This window comes from Mycolicibacillus trivialis (assembly GCF_002102395.1).
GTDB lineage: Bacteria > Actinomycetota > Actinomycetes > Mycobacteriales > Mycobacteriaceae > Mycobacterium > Mycobacterium triviale.
In genome coordinates this window covers 145258-163327 of the sequence record NZ_LQPZ01000017.1, presented here as the reverse complement: position 1 = coordinate 163327, position 18070 = coordinate 145258, and the positions used below count along the sequence as shown (strand labels likewise).

The window sequence follows — 18070 nt, the reverse complement described above, 5'->3', positions numbered from 1 at the left end:
GACCACGGGTGCTACTCGCACTTGTGCGTGGTCAGCGCAGAGTCGACGGTGAGGTGGTGGAAGCTAGTCGCTCTGGAAGTAGCTGAGCAGGCGCAGGATCTCGATGTACAGCCAGACCAGCGTCACCGTCAGCCCCAGCGCGATGCCCCAGGCGGCCTTCTCCGGCGCCCCGGCGCGCACCATCTGGTCGGCGGCGTCGAAGTCGATCAGGAAGCTGAACGCGGCGATACCGATGCAGACCAGCGAGAAGATGATCGCCAGCGGGCCGCCGTTGCGCAGCCCCATCTCGATGCCGAACAGGTGCAGCACCAGGTTGCCCAGCATCAGCACCAGCGCGCCGAACAGCGCCGCGACCACCATGCGGGTGAACTTCGGCGTGACGCGGATGGCGCCGGTCTTGTAGACGACGAGCATCCCGAAGAACACCCCGAAGGTCCCCATCACCGCCTGGCCGATGAGCACCCCGGCGTTGGCGCCGGAGACCATCACGTTGGCGAACAGGAACGAGATCGCGCCGAGGAACAGCCCCTCCAGGGCGGCGTAGCTCAGCACGATCGCCGGGTTGTCCTGCTTGCGACCGAAGGTCGCGACCAGCACCAGCGCCAGCCCGCCGAACGCACCGATGAAGGTGAACGGGGTGGCCAGGCCGATGTTGGACTGCACCAGGAAGTACGAGACGACGGCGACGGCGGAGAGCACCCCGAGGGTGATCCCGGTCTTGGTGACCACGTCGTCGATGGTCATCGGCCGCGCGACACCGGTCTGCGGGGTGTAGGGCGCCTGCTGTTGGTAGCCGAGTTGTTGGCCTAGCTGCACTTGTTGTGCCGCACCGGCGGCGCCGGTGCCGAACTGCGCGTATCCGCCCTGCTGCTTGGGCAGCGAACGAAATACCGGGTTACTGGACTCCCGCACCGTCGGATTCCTCTCCTATGGCCTGATGTTCGGGTTAGACGAACAGCTGGTCAACGATCGACGGCCAAGGCTGGTTCCCGGGCCGTTCACAGCTAGACCTTACCCGCGGTCGAACCGGGGGCGGTAAGGATCTAGATTGCGATGGTGTGACGGTAGACGACGACATCTTGACCAGAGTTGACAACGGTGTCGGTTTTCTGACCCTGAACCGACCGAAGGCGATCAACTCGCTGAACCAGACCATGGTCGACGTGATGACCGAGGTGCTCGGCGAGTGGGAGCGCGACGATGCGATCCGCGCGGTGGTGCTCGACGGCGCCGGTGAGCGCGGCCTGTGCGCCGGCGGCGACGTGGTGGCGATCTATCACAGCGCCAAGGCCGACGGCGCCGCCGCCCGCACGTTCTGGCACGACGAGTACCTGCTCAACGCGGCGATCGGCCGGTTCCCCAAACCGTATGTGTCGTTGATGGACGGCATCGTGATGGGCGGTGGCGTCGGCGTCGGCGCGCACGCCAACACCCGGGTCGTCACCGACACCTCCAGGGTGGCGATGCCCGAGGTCGGCATCGGCTTCATCCCCGACGTCGGCGGCACCTATCTGCTCTCCCGCGCCCCCGGCGGCCTGGGCCTGTACGCCGGGCTCACCGGCGCCCCGTTCTCCGGGGCCGACGCGATCGCGCTCGGCTTCGCCGACCACTACGTGCCCCACGACCGGCTCACCGACTTCACCGCCGCCATCACCGCCGACGGGGTGGCCGCGGCACTGGACCGCTTCACCGAGACGCCTCCGCCGAGTCCGCTGGCCGCACAGCGGGACTGGATCGACGAGTGCTTCGCCCACGACAGCGTCACCGCGATCCTCGACGCGCTGCGCGGGCACTCCGATGCCGACGCCACCAAGGCCGCCGAGCTGATCGACACCCGCTCCCCGATCGCGCTGTCGGTGACGCTGGAGGCGGTGCGCCGGGCGCGCACCCTCGACAGCCTGGAGGCGGCGCTGGTTCAGGAGTTCCGGGTGTCCTGCGCGTCGCTGCGCTCCCACGATCTGGTGGAGGGCATCCGCGCGCAACTGGTGGACAAGGATCGCAACCCGCAGTGGGCGCCGGCCACCCTGGCCGAGGTGACCGAAGCCGACGTCGAGGCGTATTTCGCTCCGGCGCAACCCGACCTGGCCCTATAAGGAGGAACCATGTCCGCTGAGAAGACCTACGAGACGATCCTGGTGGAACGCGACGGCCGGGTCGCCACCATCACGCTGAACCGCCCGAAAGCGCTCAATGCCCTCAACAGTCAGGTGATGGCCGAAGTCACCGGCGCGGCAACCGAACTCGACAACGACCCGGGCGTCGGCGCGATCATCATCACCGGCAGCGCCAAGGCGTTCGCCGCAGGCGCCGACATCAAGGAGATGGCGGAGCTGAGCTTCGCCGAGGTGTTCGCCGCCGACTTCTTCGCCGCCTGGGGCAAGCTGGCCGCGGTGCGCACCCCGACGATCGCCGCGGTCGCCGGGCACGCCCTCGGCGGCGGCTGCGAACTGGCGATGATGTGCGACCTGCTGATCGCCGCCGACACCGCCAAGTTCGGCCAGCCCGAGATCAAGCTCGGCGTGCTGCCCGGGATGGGCGGCTCCCAGCGACTGACCCGCGCGATCGGCAAGGCCAAGGCGATGGACCTGATCCTGACCGGCCGCACCATCGACGCGGCCGAAGCCGAACGCAGCGGGCTGGTCTCGCGGGTGGTCCCCGCCGACGACCTGCTCGACGAGGCCAAGGCGGTGGCCGCCACCATCGCCGGGATGTCGCTGTCGGCGTCGATGATGGCCAAGGAGGCGGTCAACCGGGCGTTCGAGAGCACGCTGGCCGAGGGCCTGCTGTACGAGCGGCGGCTGTTCCACTCGGCGTTCGCCACCGAGGACCAGTCCGAGGGAATGGCCGCCTTCACCGAGAAGCGCCCGGCGAACTTCACCCACCGCTGACCCGGTGACGGCGACCGAGGCCGCGCCGGCCAAGCCCGCCTGGTGGGTCCGGCATTACACCTTCACCGGCACCGCGGTCGGGCTGGTGTTCATCTGGCTGTCGTTGACCCCGTCGCTGCTCCCCCGTGGACCGCTGTTCCAGGGGCTGGTCAGCGGTGGCGCCGGCGCCATCGGCTACGGCCTCGGCGTGTTCGCGGTGTGGCTGGTGCGCTACCTGCGGTCACGGCAGTCCAGCCCGTCCGCGCCGCGCTGGGCCTGGCTGGTGCTGGCCGGGGTCGGCGCGGTCGGGATGGTGGCCTCCATCGTCTGGTTCCACGTCTGGCAGGACCGGCTGCGGGACCTGATCGGGGTGCCGCACCTGGGCCGGCTGAGCTACCCGCTCACCGGTGTGCTGTCCGTGCTGGTGCTGTTCGCACTCGTCGAAGGGGGTCAGCTGACCCGGCGGTTGTTCCGGTTCCTGGTGGGCCAGCTCAACCGGGTCGCCCCGCCGCGGGTGTCGAAGGTCGTCGCGGTCGGCCTGCTGGTGGCGCTGTCGATCGCGCTGCTCAACGGTGTGGTGGTGCGCACCGCGATGCACACCATGAACACCACGTTCGCCTCGGTCAACGACGAGATGGACCCCGACAGCGCCGCCCCGACCAGCCCGCTGCGTTCGGGCGGGCCGGGCTCGCTGGTGACCTGGGAGTCCCTCGGGCACCAGGGCCGCATCTTCGTCGAGAGCGGCCCGTCGGTGCAGCAACTCTCCGCGTTCAACGGGTCCGCGGCGACCGAGCCGATCCGGGTCTACGCCGGGTTGAACTCTGCGGACGGGATGGCCGCGGCCGCCGAGTTGGCGGCCCGGGAGCTGAAGCGCACCGGCGGGCTGAACCGCAAGGTGGTCGCGGTGGCGACCACGACCGGCACCGGCTGGATCAACGAGGCGGAGGCCACCGCGCTGGAGTATCTGTACAACGGCGACACCGCGATCGTCAGCATGCAGTATTCGTTCCTGCCCAGCTGGCTGTCGTTCCTGGTCGACAAGGAGAACGCCCGGCAGGCCGGCACCATGCTGTTCGAGGCGGTCGACGCCCTGGTGCGGGCGATGCCGGAGGACAGCAGGCCCAAGCTGGTGGTGTTCGGGGAGAGCCTGGGGTCGTTCGGCGGTGAGGCGCCGTTCATGAACCTCAACAACGTGCTGGCCCGCACCGACGGGGCGCTGTTCTCCGGCCCGACCTTCCAGAACACGATCTGGACGGATCTGACCGAGAACCGCGACGCCGGATCGCCGGAGTGGTTGCCGACCTACCAGCACGGCCGCAACGTGCGCTTCGTCGCTCGGCCCGACGACCTGCATCGGCCCGACGCCCCCTGGGACGAGCCACGGGTGGTCTACCTGCAGCACGCCTCCGACCCGATCGCCTGGTGGAGCCCCGACCTGCTGTTCCGCAAACCGGCGTGGCTCGCCGAGGAGCACGGGGTCGACGTGCTGCCGGAGATCCGGTGGATCCCGGTGGTGACGTTCCTGCAGGTCTCCGCGGATATGGCGGTGGCCCTCGACGTGCCACCCGGCCACGGCCACCACTACGTGCAGGACGTCGCCGATGCGTGGGCGGCGATCCTGCGCCCGCCGGGCTGGACCCACGACAAGACCGAGCGACTGCGCCCGCTGCTGAACGCGCCGGGCTAAGGTGTGCGGCGTGGACAACCGGGTGAAGTGGGCCGGGTGGGCTCCGGTGTGGGCTGTGACGTCGGCTGCGGCCCTGATGATTTCGGGCGCGTTGGGCGTGGCGTTGGGTGCGGCCACCGCGGCGCAGGCGTCGCCGGCGCCTGTTCCGGTGGTCGTCGACGAGCCGGACATGCCGGACTGCGACCTCGACCCGGCTGATCCGGCCTGCGCTCCCGCACTTCCGGTCGATTGCGTCGCCGACCCGCTGCATCCCGACTGCGTCGCACCCGAGGATGCCTTGCCGCCCGAGCCCGAGCCCGAGCCGGATGCCGCGCCCCCGCACCACCCGAAGCTGCCGACGAAATACCCGAAGGTCCCCAGCCTGCCCCATGTGCCGCACGTTCCGCACGTCCCGAAGCTGCCGAAGCACTCCGCGCCGGACGCCCCTGAGTAACGGGGATTGAGCAACGAGCCGTAAGGCGAGCGGCTCAGCGCAGCGCCGCGAGGTCGGCCAACACGTTCGCCGCGGCCAGCGCGTGGTACCCGCCGGCGACGTCGGTTGCCCGGTGCAGGCCCAGATCCAGCAGCGCGGCCGCGGCCAGGCTGGAGGTGTAGCCCTCCGAGCAGACGATCACCCACTCGACATCGTCGTTGACGGCCTGCGGCAGCCGGGCGTCGCTGGTCGGGTCGCAGCGCCACTCCAGCACGTTGCGTTCGATGACCAGTGCCGCGGGCACCGCACCCTCCCGTTGCCGTTGCGCGGCGGGCCGGATGTCCACCAGATGGGCGCCGCGGCGCAGCGCAGCGGGTACCTCGGCCGGCGCCAGCCGGTCCAGCCGGGCCCGGGCGGCGTCCAGCACGGCGTCGATGCGGCTGGTCACGACGCCTCCGGGTGGGCGGTCTGCTCGGTGCGGGTTCGGCGCAGCTGCCCGGATCGGATCTCGTAGTAGGACATCGCACTCAGCGGCGGCGAATAGGCGTGGACACTGAGGGTCGCGCCGGTGGAGGCGCCGACCACGTCGTGCACCCAAGTGTGCGGGAACGCGGCCTGATCACCGGCGCGCAACCGACGTCGACGCAATCGCGTTCTGTCCCAACGAAATTCGTCGAGGGCACCGGAGAGTACGGTCAACGCCCCCAACGATCCGGCGTGATCGTGCAGCTCGGTGGGATGGCCCGGCACCCAGCTGATCAGCCACAGGTCGATGTCGGGCGTGCTGGGCAGGCGGGCGAACCAGCGGTCGTCGGTGGGCAGACCGCCGGGCGGCAGCAGACGGTCGTGGTGGCCGCGCAGGACGTCGTCCGCGGCGAAATCGGTGGCCCGCAGCAGGTCGGGCAAGCGGACGGCGGTGAGGGTCGAACTCATGGGAGACTCCCGGAATGAAGGAACGAGACAGGAACGGGGACGGTCTAGGACCGACAACACTCCAACTGCCCGACTCGCTTCGTCACGAACGCGATACTACCGAGTCCGGCAGCCTCCGCAGCCGCGGGTTCTCCCGCTGCGGGCGATCGATCGCGGTGATCGTGACCGGATCGCTGGCGCTGACCGGATGTGCAGCCGACCACAGCCGTTCCGCCCCGCCGGCCCCGCTGGGACCCGGCGAGGCGGCGGTCTCCCCCGACGGGGTGACCACCGAGGTCAACGCCCCGGCCGCCTCCACCGAGGAGGAGTACATCGCGGCATGCCTGCAGGCCAGGGCGTGGATGGACGGCCAGGACGGCGACCGGGACGGTCTGATCGAGGCCTATCTGAAGAAGGTTCAGGAGTCCGGCGAGGCCGATGCCGGGACCTGGGACACCTCCTGGAGCGACCTGAGCCCCGAGCGGCAGTCGGCGCTGATCGTGGCGGTGCGGGCGGCGGCCGACGAAGCCTGCGGGTAACGGCCCGCGACGATTTTGAATCACGCCGGGTAAAACCCGATGATGGCAGGGCTATGACGTCAAGATCTCGGGTCGCGCTGGCCCTGGGCAGCGGCGGGGCCCGCGGCTACGCCCACATCGGGGTGATCGCCGAACTTCAGGACCGCGGCTACGAGGTGGTCGGCGTCTCCGGGTCCTCGATGGGCGCACTCGTCGGCGGACTGCACGCCGCCGGAAGGCTCGACGAATTCACCGAGTGGGCCACCGAGCTGACCCAGGGTGCGGTGCTACGTCTGCTGGACCCGTCGATCTCGGCGGCGGGAATCCTGCGCGCGGAGAAGATCCTCGACACCGTGCGCGAGATCCTCGGCGAGGTCACCATCGAGGACCTGCCGATCCCCTACACCGCGGTGGCCACCGACCTGATCGCCGGGAAATCGGTGTGGCTGCAACGCGGCCCGGTCGATGCGGCGATCCGGGCCTCGATCGCCATCCCGGGCGTGATCGCCCCGCACGTCCTCGACGGCCGCCTCCTCGCCGACGGCGGGATCCTCGACCCGGTGCCGATGGCGCCGATCGCGGCGACCAACGCCGACCTGACGATCGCGGTCAGCATCAACGGCAGCGGCGCCGGCGACGGGGAGCCGGAGGAGAACCCGGACTCGGACTGGCTGAACCGGGTGATGCGCAGCACCACCGCTTTCCTCGACACCAACGCGGTCCGTTCCCTGCTCGACCGGCCGACGGCCCGGGCGGTGCTCGACCGGTTCGGGATCTCCCTGGCCGAGTCCGACGACTCCGACAAGACCGTTTCCTCCGACGGCCCGGCGGAGCCGCCGTCGGAGGAGAAGATGGTCAAAGCCGAAGGGGGCGAGGAGGGTTCCGCGCCGCCCGCCCCGAAGTTGGGCAGTTTCGACGTGATGAACCGCACCATCGACATCGCGCAGGCGGCGCTGGCCCGTCACCTCATCGCCGCCTATCCGCCGGATCTGATGATCGAGGTGCCGCGCTCGGCCTGCAAGAGCCTGGACTTCCACCGCGCCGCGGAGATGATCGACGTGGGCCGCGAACTGACCGCTCACGCGCTGGAGATCTACGCTCTGGACCAGCCCACGGTGACCACCATCGACATCTGAGTCGGCGGCGTCGGCCCGGCCGCTCAGTCCAGCTCGAGGAAAGCGCCGACCGAGTCGGCGACCCGGCGGCCCTGCTCGCGACCGGCGCGGGCCGCGCCGATCCGCGCCGACGGGTCCAGCACGTTGGAGCCGAAGGCCGCCAGCGAGTCGGCGTCGGCGAAGACCCCGAAGGCGCGGCCCGGAAAGGCCGCGATCTCGTCGGCCGGGCCGGCCCCGAACGGCGCCGGGGCGTCTTCACCGGCGGGCACCAGCACCACCGCGGTGTCGCAGTCGTGGGCGACGCCCAGGTTGACGCTGCTGGCCACGCCGCCGTCCATGTAACGCCGCTCGCCGATGGTCACCGGCGGCCACACCCCGGGCACCGAGCAACTGGCGGCCACGGCGTCGACGAGTTCGACGCCGCTGGTCCGGTCGAACACCACCAGGTCGGCGGTGGCGATGTCGATCGCGGTGATGCGCAGCGCCCGGTCCGGCCAGTCGTGGCTCGGCAGACGGACGGCGATCACCGCGCGGCGCACCGGTTCGGCGACCGTCTCGGCGGACAGCGCCACCGCGCCCATGTCGCGCAGCTTGTCGCGGGTGGAGGAGTCCGGTTTGAGCATCGCGGCGAGGAACAGCTCGGCGACCTCGTCGCCGCTCACGCCCGGGTCGAGTTCCGCGGACTCCGCGGCCACCTGGCGGTCGAACAGGTCGGCGAGGGCCGCTCCGCTGCCGAGCTGTGCGGCCACCGCGGAGCCGGCCGAGGTGCCCACCAGCACATCGGAGTCGAGCAGCCGCCGGCCGACCTCGGGCTCGACTTCCAGGATTCCGTACAGAACCCCTGTTTCCCAAGCGATTCCGGTGACCCCACCGCCTGCCAGTACGAGTGCGCGAGTCATCCCACCTCCGATTGTCGACGTGCTCCTCAGCGGGCCAGATGCGGCGCGGCCCGGCCGGTGATCGGCGGGAGATCGAAGAAGCCCTGCACGCCGGGCGCCGCGGCGCAGGTGGCCGGTACCGCGTTGACGCAGTGGGCGGCGGTGGCCACGATGCCGGGGTTGCTGTCCAGGCCTTCGGCGACACTCTCCGGCTGCCAGCCCTTGACCGTGACGAAGGTGTCCGGGTTGCCGCGCACCTCCATCTCGTAGCGTTCTCCCGCCGGACCGAACGTCCATGGCGGGTCGAGGTTCTCCTCGCCCATCAGCCAGTTGACGGTGATCCGCACCACGACGGTGTCACCGACCAGCGCCTCCCAGTGGAAGCGCCGAGCGGCGACCTGGCCGGCTTCGATGGTGCCGATCGGCGAGTCGATCGGACCGGTGGCCACCGCGACCTCTTGGGAGGTACGGACTTTCGGCTCCGCGGCGAATCCCAGTCGGTCGACGCAGAGCCGCACCGACTGGATGAACCCGCCGTCGAGCAACTTCTGCATGGGTCCGGTCAGCGCGGTCTCGGGGCTGCCGCCGAAGCCCATCACGTGCCGCAGGACGTCGGGGGCGCCGTAGGTTCGCAGGTCGGAGAATTCCTCGGCGCGCAGAAAGGTGATGCCGGTAGACATCACCGACAGCAGCAGCGGGAACAGTTCGGTGGCCGCGCCCGGCCCGATGCCGGCGCCGTGCAGCGTGACGTTGCCGGCTCGGGCCGCCTCCTCCAGCGGGGCGGCCTCCGTGCGGCCCGGGTAGAACCAGCCGACGGGGGTGATGACGTTCTTCCCCGAGCGCAGCAACGCGATCACGTCGTCGACGTTGGGCAGCATGGGCGCGTAGATGACCGCGTCGGCGTCGAGGTCCAGGATGTCCTCGGTCCGGTTGGTGGCGGTGACACCGAGCGGCCCGGAGTCGATGATCTCACCGACGTCTTTGCCGCTCTTGGCCTCCGAGTGCACCCAGCAGCCGACCAGTTCCAACTCGGGGTGCTCCAGGATGCCCTTGACGGCCGCGATTCCGACCGAACCGGTCGCCCACTGCACTACCCGTAATGCCACCTGGTCGCCTTTCCGGAGTCGCTACGCCGCGGTCGCCTCGTCGGCGCCCTCAGCGTAGCGGTGCTCAGCCGGCGCGCTGCAGGCTTGCCGGGGCACGCCGGTCGGTCGCGGTGGTCGTCACCGCGGTCACCGCCCCGGCGTAGTCGGCGATGTAGAGGCCGTCGCGGCTGGCGACCACGCACGCCGGCTGACCGCCGGTCGTGATGGAGCCGATGATCTCGCGCGACCGCAGGCACAGCACGCTGACCGCGTCGCCGTTGACCACCAGGGCGCGCTGCCCGTCCCGGCTGAGCGCCAAGTGGGTGAGCAGACCGCCGAGGTGCACCGCGTCGATGACCGTCGCGGTGCGGGCGTCGAGGATCTCCACGACGCCGCCCAGGGTCGCGTCGCACTCGGCGAGGTAGAGGGTGGCGCCGTCGGCGCTGACCGCGATGCCGCGCACCGGCGCGCCGGCGGCGAAGCTGCCGACGACGAACCGGCCGACGGTGTCGATGACCGCGATCCGGCTGCTGGCGGGCTGTTGCACCGCGACGTAGAGCAGGCGGCCGTCTGGGCTGACGGCCATGCAGTCGGCGACCACGCCCGGCTGATCGGTCAGCTCGATGGTGTCGGTGGCGCCGGTCGCCGGATCGATCACCGCGATGTCGGCGCCGGTCGCGTCGGCCCGGGTGACGTACAGCAGTTCGCCGGCAACCGCGAGGTCGTTGACGTTGCGCGGCTGCGGCAGCGTCGCGGCGACGGTGTTGGTGGCCGCGTCGATGACGGTGATGGCGTCGCAGGCGGCCGAACCGCTGCTCGCGAACACCGCGGTGTCGGTGGCGGCCAGCGCGTACGGTTCGGTGACGCCGGTGATGACGTCGAGGACGTCGAACGTGTCGGTGCCGATCACCCAGATGGAGTCATCTCCGCAGCTGGCGACGTAGAGCCGGCTGCGGTCCGGGCTGAGGGTCATCGCCGCGGGCGCTGAGCCGGCGGCACCGATCCGGTCGGCCACCGCCGCGTGGAAGGCGGGCGGAGTGACGAGCGGCGCCTGCTCGGGGGCCATCAGTGCGTCGATGTCGTGGACCATCGCGGCCAGCGGCCCCAGCAGCTGCGGGTGGGCGACCGGTTCGGCCAGCGCCACACCGCCGGTGGTGTCGTCGGTATTCGTCACAGCAGTCACAATCCTCGCCATCGTTTCGCTTGCGTCGGAAATGTTCTCGGACGAGTCTAATGGCGGAATTCGGGATGAATTCTGGTCAATTTAACGTACGTCACACTTTTGCCGTTTCGGGAACAAGGACGGATTTCGCCGTTATCGACATCGATGTTCAACAATAGTGGTCAGCTATGCATATGAATGTGTGCCACCTGCTACGGGGTACCTAACAGCTAACTAGCTCATCAATGGAGAACGCGCTGCTTTTTGTTTCACAAACAACAATCCACCGGCTTTCGGTGAGGGATAGATCACAGCGCCGACTTGGTCACGATTGCGCGCGTTGCGGTATCCGGCGCTTGCGCGTGCCCCCAGTGGGACTCGAACCCACACTGTGCGGATTTTAAGTCCGCTGCCTCTGCCAATTGGGCTATAGGGGCCACCGCGACGGCGCAGGCAACGGGGATGGCCGGCGCACGGCAACGGTACCGCGAGCGCCGCGGCCCGAGGCGCGGAAGGGCGCCGGTCAGAGGTGTTGCGGGCAGTAGGCGGTGGCGGCCACGCCGGCGAACACCGCGGACTGCTGCACGGAGAAACCCGGGTTGGTCGAACGCACCGCGTTGACCGTGTCGACCGGCGACAAACCACCGTCCATCAATCGGCAGACCGCTCGGCCGGCGGCGACCGCCTGGGCCGGTCCGTTGTGGTGGACACCGGCCTGATCCAGTGCCGCCAGGAACCCGGCGTCACCTGTGTCCGGTGCCGTGGGATCGGCGTGGGCCGGTGCCGCGATCGCGATCATCGTCGCGGCGACGCCGGCGAGGAGCAGGTGGCGTTTCATGGGAACCATGCTCGCGCGGCGCGATTACTTCCGGATTACCGTGTGTTACCTGCGTCGAACGTCGTGTTAACTGTCCATTACGCGCTGTCACAGCTGTTACTCGACGCTTCACCGGCCTCGTCATCAACCCCGCCGAACCCGTTGTCCGACACCGGTTCCGACCCGGACGCGGCGCTTCGACAGTGGCCGCGCTCACTCCGGGAACCGCTTCGACGCCAGTTCCGAGTCGGCCGTGTTACAAGTTGCCGACCACGCGTTAAATACCGGTTACCGAGTCCGCCGGGGCGGTTTTCCTGGTGCAGGGTGAAACGGTCACGCCGGTCAACCGCAGCGCCGCGGCCGGCCGATCCACCGCTGGCCCTGCTGTTTCCGGCCAGCCAAGCGAAGGATTCACCGATGTCGGCTATCGGTATCGATTTCGGAGCGCTGCCCCCGGAGTGGAATTCCAGCAGAATGTATTCCGGCGCCGGTTCGACGTCGATGGTGGCGGCCGCCGCCGCCTGGGAGACTCTCACCGCCGAGCTGGAGAGCGTGGCCTCCGGGTACACGGCCGCCATCGCCAACCTCACCGGTGGCGGCTGGCGCGGGCCCGCCGCTGCCGCGATGGCCCGCGCCGCGGCACCGTTCACCGCGTGGCTGGCGGCCGTCGCCGCACAGACCAAACTCGCCGCCACCCAGGCCCGCGCCGCCGCCGAGGCCTACGAGACCGCCCACGCGCTGACGGTCCCGCCGGCGCAGGTGACCGCGAACCGCACGTTGGTGCGATCGCTGATCGCCCGGAACACCTTCGGGCAGAACACCGCCGAGATCGCCGCAGGCGAAGCCCAGTACGGCCAGATGTGGGCCCAGGACGCCGCCGCCATGTACGGCTACGCGGCCGGCTCGGCCGCTGCGACGCAGATGACGCCGTTCGCCCCGCCCCGGCAGAACACCGACCCGACCGGGTTGGCCCGCCAAGCGGCGAGCACCACCCAGTCCGTCGCCGGCCCGGCCACCGACTACACCACCCAATTGGTCTCCGCGATCCCGCAGGCGCTGCAAACCTTCGCCCAGACACCGGGTTCCGCGCTGTCGGACCCGGGCGTCTCGACGATCCTGAGCAGCGGCGCCTCGGGTTTCACCACCGCCCTGGCCTACATCCCCTCCACCCTGCTGCCCAGCATGATCGGGTACTTCGCCGGTACCGGTGAGAACGCTGCCGGTGGTCTCGGCGGGCCGTTCGGGGGCCTCGGGGCGCTGCTCGCCCCGGAAGGCCCGCTCGGCGACCTGGGCGCCCTGGGCGGCAGCATGACCGGCGCCACCACGGCCACCACCGTGGGCTGGCATCAGGCGATGCCGGCCACCAGCGCACCGGTGGGCGCGGCGATGGGCAAGGCCGTCCCGATCGGGGGGCTTTCGGCGCCGCAGACCTGGGCGGCGGCCGCACCGCCGATGAACGCCACCGCGCCGACCCTCGCCTCCGCCGTCGCGCCCACCACCCAGGTCATCGGGCCCGATGGCCGGGTGATGACCGTCCCGGCCGGCCTGGGCATGAGCGGGGCGGCCGGCCACGCCCCGTTCGGGCACACCCCGGCGCCGCGGTTCGGTCTGAAACCCACCCCACCGACCGTGGTCCGGCACACCCCGGCGGCGGGTTAGCCGTGACCGCGACCACACCGGGCGGGCGCCCCCGTCAACGCCGCGTAAAAGTCCGCACCGCCGCCGTAAAGACCCCGTAAGGAACACACCACCCCCCTCACCGGCGAGGGATTGTCGAAGCAGTTGATCCGAACCGGATCCGAGAAGGAGAAAGACATGTCGTTCGTAACCGCACAGCCGGAGATGCTCACCGCGGCCGCCGCCGACCTCGAGGGCGTCGGTACGGCCATGACGAGCGCCAACGCGGCCGCCGCCACCCCGACCACCGGTGTGGTGCCTGCCGCCGCCGACGAGGTGTCCGCGTTGACCGCGGCGCAGTTCGCTGCGCAGGGCCAGCTCTATCAGGCGGTGGCCGCCCAGGCCGCGGCGATCCACCAGCAGTTCGTGGCGACGCTGGCCACCAGCGCGACCTCCTACGCCGCCACCGAGGCCGCCAACGCCACGGCGACCCGCTAGGACCACCCCCTCTGGGACGAGCCGCGAGAAGTTTGTGAGGAGCAATGGACTTCGTCGTTCTGCCTCCGGAGATCAACTCCGCGAGGATCTACGCCGGACCCGGTGCCGGGCCGATGTTCGTCGCTTCGGCGGCGTGGGACGCACTCGCCGCCGAGGTGTACTCGGCGCTGGCGTCCTTCACCGCCGCGGTGTCGGCGCTGGCCGTTGACTGGCAGGGCCCGGCCTCGGCGGCGATGTCGGCGGCGAGCCTGCCCTACAGCCAGTGGCTGAGCACCACCGCCGCGCAGGCGGAGATGACCGCCGCCCAGGCCAAGGCCGCAGCGGTGGCCTACGAGTCGGCCTTCGCGGCCACCGTGCCGCCGCCGGTGATCGCCGCCAACCGCGCTCTGCTGATGTCGTTGGTGGCCACGAACATCCTGGGCCAGAACACCCCGGCGATCATGGCCACCGAGGCGCACTACCTGGAGATGTGGGCCCAGGACGTGGCGGCCATGTCCGGCTACGCCGGTGCCGCCGCCGCGGCGACCCGGCTGACGCCGTTCACCCCGCCGCAGCAGAACACCAACCAGGCCGGCGTCGCCGGTCAGGCGGCCTCGGTCGCCCAGGCGCAGGCATCCTCAACGGCCGGCAACGTTCAGTCGGTTCTGTCGCAGGTCGGCTCGGTGATGTCCGGCCAGGGCGCCACGACCGGTGACCCACTGAGCATGCTGAACAACCTGGCGTCGCCGGTGAGCAACGGCTCGTCGATGTTGAGTTCGGTGGCCTCGGTGGGCATGTCGGCCGGTTCGTCGGTGCCGTCGCTGGGTTCGGCGACGCAGAGCCTCGACGGTGGTGCCCTGGCGCTGACGCCGGCGTTCACCGGGGCGCTGAACCCGGCCGGCGCGACGCTGGGCTCGTTGACCGCCGGGACGCCGGCGAGTTCGGTCACCGCCGGACTCGGCCGCGCCGTCTCACTCGGCGGGCTGTCCGCGCCGCCGAGCTGGGCCGCCACCGCTCCGTCGGTCAGCCCGGCCACCGCCAGCCTGGCCTCGGCCGGCAGCAGCGCCGCCACACCGGCCGCCAACGGCAACCTGCTCAGCGGTCTACCGCTGGCCGGTGCCAACCGCGGAACCAACATGGGCATGACGCCGCGGTTCGAGGTACGGCCTCAACCGCACCCGGTGATGCCACGGCCGGCGGTCTGAGCGAGGGAGGGAGATCGGACGATCGGATTGACAGACGCTGAAAAAGACTGAACACCAATATTTCTCACGAAAGGAGAGCCGCCATGGCAGCTCGTTTTATGACCGATCCGCAGATGATGCGGGACATGGCCGGGCGTTTCGAGGTGCACGCTCAGACCGTGGAGGACGAAGCGCGACGGATGTTCATGTCGTCGCAGAACATCTCCGGTGCCGGCTGGAGCGGTATCGCCGAGCGGACCTCACTGGACACGATGGGCCAGATGCAGGCCGCGTTCCGCAACATCGTGAACATGCTCCACGGGGTGCGCGACGGACTGGTCCGCGACGCCAATGTCTATGAGCAGCAGGAAGCCGCGGCGCAGTCCAGCCTGAGCAGCTGACCACCGCCTCGAATCTGAAAGGAATACGCAGATGACGATCAATTACCAGTTCGGGGACGTCAACGCCCACGGGGCGATGATCAAGGCCCAGGCCGCCGCGTTGGAGGCCGAGCACCAGGCGATCATCCGGGATGTGTTGGCCGCAGGCGATTTCTGGGGCGGGGCCGGTTCGGCCGCGTGCCAGGAGTTCATCGCGCAGTTGGGCCGCAACTTCCAGGTGATCTACCAGCAGGCCAACGACCACGGCATCAAGGTGCAGAACGCCGGCAACAACATGGCGTCCACCGACAGCGCGGTCGGCTCCAGCTGGCTGTAACCCCCCACCCGACGCGGCGGCACGCTTCTCCGGCGTGCCGCCGCGTTGCGGTGCGACCGGAACAACCTTCCCCGATGGATGATGGTGCCGTGACCGGCTCCCCCACCGCCGAGAACGGCCACCGCGGCGCCGAACGCGTCGTGGTGGCGGTGACCGGCGGCCCCGAGTCGGAGACACTGATCCGGCGCGGAGCCGCCATCGCCCAGCGCAGCGGCGCCGACCTGCTGGTGGTCCACGTCGTCACCGCGTCGGGTTCACCGGGCCCCGCCGAACTCGGCCAGGTGCGCGATGCGGCTACCCGGCTGGGCGGGTCCATGCACGACATCGTCGACGACGACGTCGTCGGCGCGCTGCTGGGCTTCGCTTCCCGCGTCGGCGCCGGCCAACTGGTCATCGGCACCTCCCGGCGAACCCGGTGGGAACGGCTGTTCCGGGAGGGTATCGGCGCGGCGGTGCTTCAACGCGGCGGCTCCCTCGACGTGCACATGGTCACCCACTCGGAGTCCCGGCGCGGGCTGCGGTGGCCGTCCACGCTGTCCCGACGCCGCCACCTGTCGGCCTGGCTGGCCGCGGTGGTCGTGCCGCCGTTCGTCTGCGGGCTCATCCTGATCGACCTCGACCGGGTGCTCGGCGTGGGCGGCAAGACGGCATTGTTCTTCGTCGGCGTGCTCGTGGTGGGCCTGGCCGGTGGGATCGCGCCCGCGCTGGTCTCGGCGGTGCTCTCCAGCCTGCTGCTGAACTATTTCCTCACCGATCCGCGGGGCAGCTTCACCATCGCCGAACCCGACGCCGTGGTCACCGAGATGGTGCTGCTGGTGGTGGCGGCGGCCGTGGCCATCCTGGTCGACGGGGCGGCCCGCCGCTCCCGCGACGCCGGGCGAGCGGCGCGGGAGGCCAGCCTGCTCACCCTGTTCGCCGGGTCGGTGCTGCGCGGCGCGGACCTCGAGACCCTGCTGGATCGGGTGCGGGAGACCTATACCCAGCGGGCCATGAGCATGCTGCGGCAGCGCCCGGGTGAGGCGGACCTGGTCGTCGGTGTCGGCGTCGATCCGCCCGCCTCGATCGATGCCGCCGACACCGTCATCCCGGTCGGTGACGACGAATTCTGGTTGCTGTCGGCCGGTCATCGGCTCGACTCCCGCGACCGTCGGGTGCTCAGCGCCGTGGCCAACCAGGCCGCCGGCTTGGTCCGCCAGCGGGAACTGCGCGCTGCGGCCAGCCGGGCCGAAGCGCTCGCCGAGGCCGACAACCTGCGGCGCGCTCTGCTGTCGGCGGTCAGCCACGACCTGCGGACCCCGCTGGCCGCCGCCAAGGCCGCCTCGTCGAGCCTGCGGGGTGCCGACGATGTCGGCTTCTCCCCCGCCGACACCGCCGAACTACTCGCCACGGTCGACGAGTCGATCGACCAGTTGACCGCCCTGGTGGGCAACCTGCTCGACTCCTCGCGGCTGGCCGCCGGGGTGGTGCGGCCCACCCTGAGTCCGGTGTACCTGGAGGAGACGGTGCAGCGGGCGCTGGTCAGCATCGGCACCGGCGCCACCGGGTTCGCCGGGGTCGACCGGGTCGAGGTCAGCGGAGGTGACGTGGTGGTGCTGGCCGACTCCGGTCTGCTGGAGCGGGTGCTGGCCAACCTGGTCGACAACGCGCTGCGGTACGCGCCCGAGAGCACCGTGCGGCTGACCGCGGCCGTGGCCGGCGACCGGGTGCACATCGCCGTGGCCGACGACGGCCCCGGTATCGCCCCGGGCGCCGAACAGCAGATCTTCGGCGCGTTCCAGCGGCTCGGCGACCGCGACAACACCTCCGGGGTGGGTTTGGGATTATCGGTGGCGCGTGGATTCGTGGAGGCGATGGGCGGCACCATCACCGCGACCGAGACCCCCGGCGGCGGGCTGACCGTCGTCGTGGACCTGGCAGCGGCACCGGAAGGCGGGATCGGATGACCAGGGTGCTGGTGATCGACGACGAGCCGCAGATCCTGCGCGCCCTGCGCATCAACCTGACCGCCCGCGGCTACGACGTCATCACCGCCGCGACCGGCGCCGACGCGCTGCGAGCCGCCGCCGACCACACCCCCGACGTGGTGATCCTGGACCTCGGGCTGCCCGACCTGTCGGGCATCGAGGTGCTCGCCGGGCTGCGCGGCTGGCTGACCGCGCCGGTAATCGTGTTGTCGGCGCGGACCGATTCCTCGGACAAGGTCGCCGCCCTCGACGCCGGCGCCGATGACTACGTCACCAAGCCGTTCGGGATGGACGAGTTCCTGGCCCGGCTGCGGGCCGCGGTCCGTCGCGCCGCCTCCGCGACCGAGGTGAGCGAGCCGACGGTGGAGACGGCGTCGTTCACCGTCGATCTGGCCGCGAAGAAGGTGATCAAGGACGGGGCGGAGGTCCATCTGACCCCCACCGAATGGGGGATGCTGGAGGTGCTGGTGCGCAACCGCGGCAAGCTCGTCAGCCGCGAACAGCTGCTGCGGGAGGTGTGGGGCCCCAGCTACGCGACCGAAACACATTATCTGCGTGTCTATCTGGCCCAGCTGCGGCGCAAGCTCGAACACGACCCGTCCCATCCCCGTCACCTACTGACCGAGGCCGGGATGGGCTACCGCTTCGAGCAATAGCC

Annotated in this window: 19 protein-coding genes, 1 tRNA gene and 1 pseudogene; 13 read left to right on the top strand and 8 right to left on the bottom strand. The window is 70.4% G+C overall.

Annotated elements, in window-relative coordinates:
• Nucleotides 1-63 precede the first annotated feature (63 nt).
• Nucleotides 64-912, bottom strand: coding sequence for a Bax inhibitor-1/YccA family protein (locus tag AWC30_RS07860; protein WP_085109625.1), 849 nt, complete (start codon nucleotides 910-912; stop codon nucleotides 64-66).
• A gap of 146 nt (nucleotides 913-1058) precedes the next feature.
• Between AWC30_RS07860 and AWC30_RS07855 the strand changes: the two genes are divergently transcribed.
• The 4 genes from AWC30_RS07855 to AWC30_RS07840 are packed head-to-tail and all read left to right on the top strand — an operon-like array spanning nucleotide 1059 to nucleotide 4987.
• Entirely contained in the window at nucleotides 1059-2093 is a 1035-nt protein-coding gene (locus AWC30_RS07855) for an enoyl-CoA hydratase/isomerase family protein (RefSeq protein ID WP_085109624.1), read from the top strand.
• Between the two features lie 9 nt (nucleotides 2094-2102).
• Nucleotides 2103-2888, top strand: coding sequence for an enoyl-CoA hydratase (locus AWC30_RS07850; RefSeq protein WP_085109623.1), 786 nt, complete (start codon nucleotides 2103-2105; stop codon nucleotides 2886-2888).
• 4 nt (nucleotides 2889-2892) lie between these two features.
• Entirely contained in the window at nucleotides 2893-4554 is a 1662-nt protein-coding gene (locus AWC30_RS07845; protein WP_085109622.1) for an alpha/beta hydrolase, read from the top strand.
• Between the two features lie 10 nt (nucleotides 4555-4564).
• A complete protein-coding gene (locus AWC30_RS07840; RefSeq protein WP_133053672.1) occupies nucleotides 4565-4987 on the top strand; it encodes a hypothetical protein in 423 nt (140 codons plus the stop codon).
• Nucleotides 4988-5021: 34 nt separating this feature from the next.
• Here the strand turns inward: AWC30_RS07840 and AWC30_RS07835 are convergent, their stop codons facing one another.
• Nucleotides 5022-5414, bottom strand: a complete 393-nt coding sequence (locus AWC30_RS07835) for a rhodanese-like domain-containing protein (protein ID WP_085109620.1) — start codon at nucleotides 5412-5414, stop codon at nucleotides 5022-5024.
• Entirely contained in the window at nucleotides 5411-5899 is a 489-nt protein-coding gene (locus tag AWC30_RS07830) for a cysteine dioxygenase (protein ID WP_085109619.1), read from the bottom strand. The genes AWC30_RS07835 and AWC30_RS07830 overlap by 4 nt, the downstream gene beginning before the upstream one ends.
• 161 nt (nucleotides 5900-6060) lie before the next feature.
• Here AWC30_RS07830 and lpqV point away from each other — a divergent pair, with 161 nt between their 5' ends.
• Nucleotides 6061-6417, top strand: coding sequence for a lipoprotein LpqV (gene lpqV / locus AWC30_RS07825; RefSeq protein ID WP_234807984.1), 357 nt, complete (start codon nucleotides 6061-6063; stop codon nucleotides 6415-6417).
• A gap of 53 nt (nucleotides 6418-6470) precedes the next feature.
• Nucleotides 6471-7532, top strand: coding sequence for a patatin-like phospholipase family protein (locus AWC30_RS07820; RefSeq protein WP_085109618.1), 1062 nt, complete (start codon nucleotides 6471-6473; stop codon nucleotides 7530-7532).
• A gap of 23 nt (nucleotides 7533-7555) precedes the next feature.
• Here the strand turns inward: AWC30_RS07820 and AWC30_RS07815 are convergent, their stop codons facing one another.
• From AWC30_RS07815 to AWC30_RS07795, 5 genes are all read right to left on the bottom strand, one after another.
• Nucleotides 7556-8410, bottom strand: coding sequence for a patatin-like phospholipase family protein (locus AWC30_RS07815; RefSeq protein ID WP_085109617.1), 855 nt, complete (start codon nucleotides 8408-8410; stop codon nucleotides 7556-7558).
• 26 nt (nucleotides 8411-8436) lie between these two features.
• A complete protein-coding gene (locus AWC30_RS07810; protein ID WP_085109616.1) occupies nucleotides 8437-9495 on the bottom strand; it encodes an NAD(P)H-dependent amine dehydrogenase family protein in 1059 nt (352 codons plus the stop codon).
• Between the two features lie 64 nt (nucleotides 9496-9559).
• On the bottom strand, nucleotides 9560-10648 hold the full coding sequence (locus AWC30_RS07805) for a YncE family protein (protein ID WP_085109615.1): 1089 nt from the start codon (nucleotides 10646-10648) through the stop codon (nucleotides 9560-9562).
• Between the two features lie 351 nt (nucleotides 10649-10999).
• Nucleotides 11000-11073 (bottom strand) — tRNA-Leu (locus AWC30_RS07800).
• Between the two features lie 86 nt (nucleotides 11074-11159).
• Nucleotides 11160-11474, bottom strand: coding sequence for a DUF732 domain-containing protein (locus tag AWC30_RS07795; RefSeq protein WP_085109614.1), 315 nt, complete (start codon nucleotides 11472-11474; stop codon nucleotides 11160-11162).
• A gap of 396 nt (nucleotides 11475-11870) precedes the next feature.
• Between AWC30_RS07795 and AWC30_RS07790 the strand changes: the two genes are divergently transcribed.
• The 7 genes and pseudogenes from AWC30_RS07790 (at nucleotide 11871) to AWC30_RS07760 (ending at nucleotide 18068) form a co-directional block, all read left to right on the top strand.
• Nucleotides 11871-13112 (top strand): PPE family protein, encoded by a 1242-nt coding sequence (locus AWC30_RS07790; protein WP_234807983.1) that lies wholly within the window; start codon nucleotides 11871-11873, stop codon nucleotides 13110-13112.
• A 156-nt stretch (nucleotides 13113-13268) separates the two neighbouring features.
• Entirely contained in the window at nucleotides 13269-13568 is a 300-nt protein-coding gene (locus AWC30_RS07785; protein ID WP_085109719.1) for a PE family protein, read from the top strand.
• A 44-nt stretch (nucleotides 13569-13612) separates the two neighbouring features.
• Nucleotides 13613-14752, top strand: coding sequence for a PPE family protein (locus tag AWC30_RS07780; protein WP_085109613.1), 1140 nt, complete (start codon nucleotides 13613-13615; stop codon nucleotides 14750-14752).
• Between the two features lie 83 nt (nucleotides 14753-14835).
• Entirely contained in the window at nucleotides 14836-15132 is a 297-nt protein-coding gene (locus tag AWC30_RS07775) for a WXG100 family type VII secretion target (RefSeq protein WP_085107179.1), read from the top strand.
• A gap of 31 nt (nucleotides 15133-15163) precedes the next feature.
• Nucleotides 15164-15448 (top strand): WXG100 family type VII secretion target, encoded by a 285-nt coding sequence (locus AWC30_RS07770; RefSeq protein WP_085109612.1) that lies wholly within the window; start codon nucleotides 15164-15166, stop codon nucleotides 15446-15448.
• Between the two features lie 131 nt (nucleotides 15449-15579).
• Nucleotides 15580-17391 (top strand): annotated as a pseudogene (locus AWC30_RS07765) (ATP-binding protein); the annotation flags it as partial.
• The gene (locus AWC30_RS07760; protein ID WP_085109610.1) at nucleotides 17388-18068 is read left to right on the top strand and encodes a response regulator; all 681 of its coding nucleotides are present in this window, start codon (nucleotides 17388-17390) and stop codon (nucleotides 18066-18068) included. The pseudogene AWC30_RS07765 and the gene AWC30_RS07760, both read left to right, overlap by 4 nt.
• Nucleotides 18069-18070: the final 2 nt, after the last annotated feature.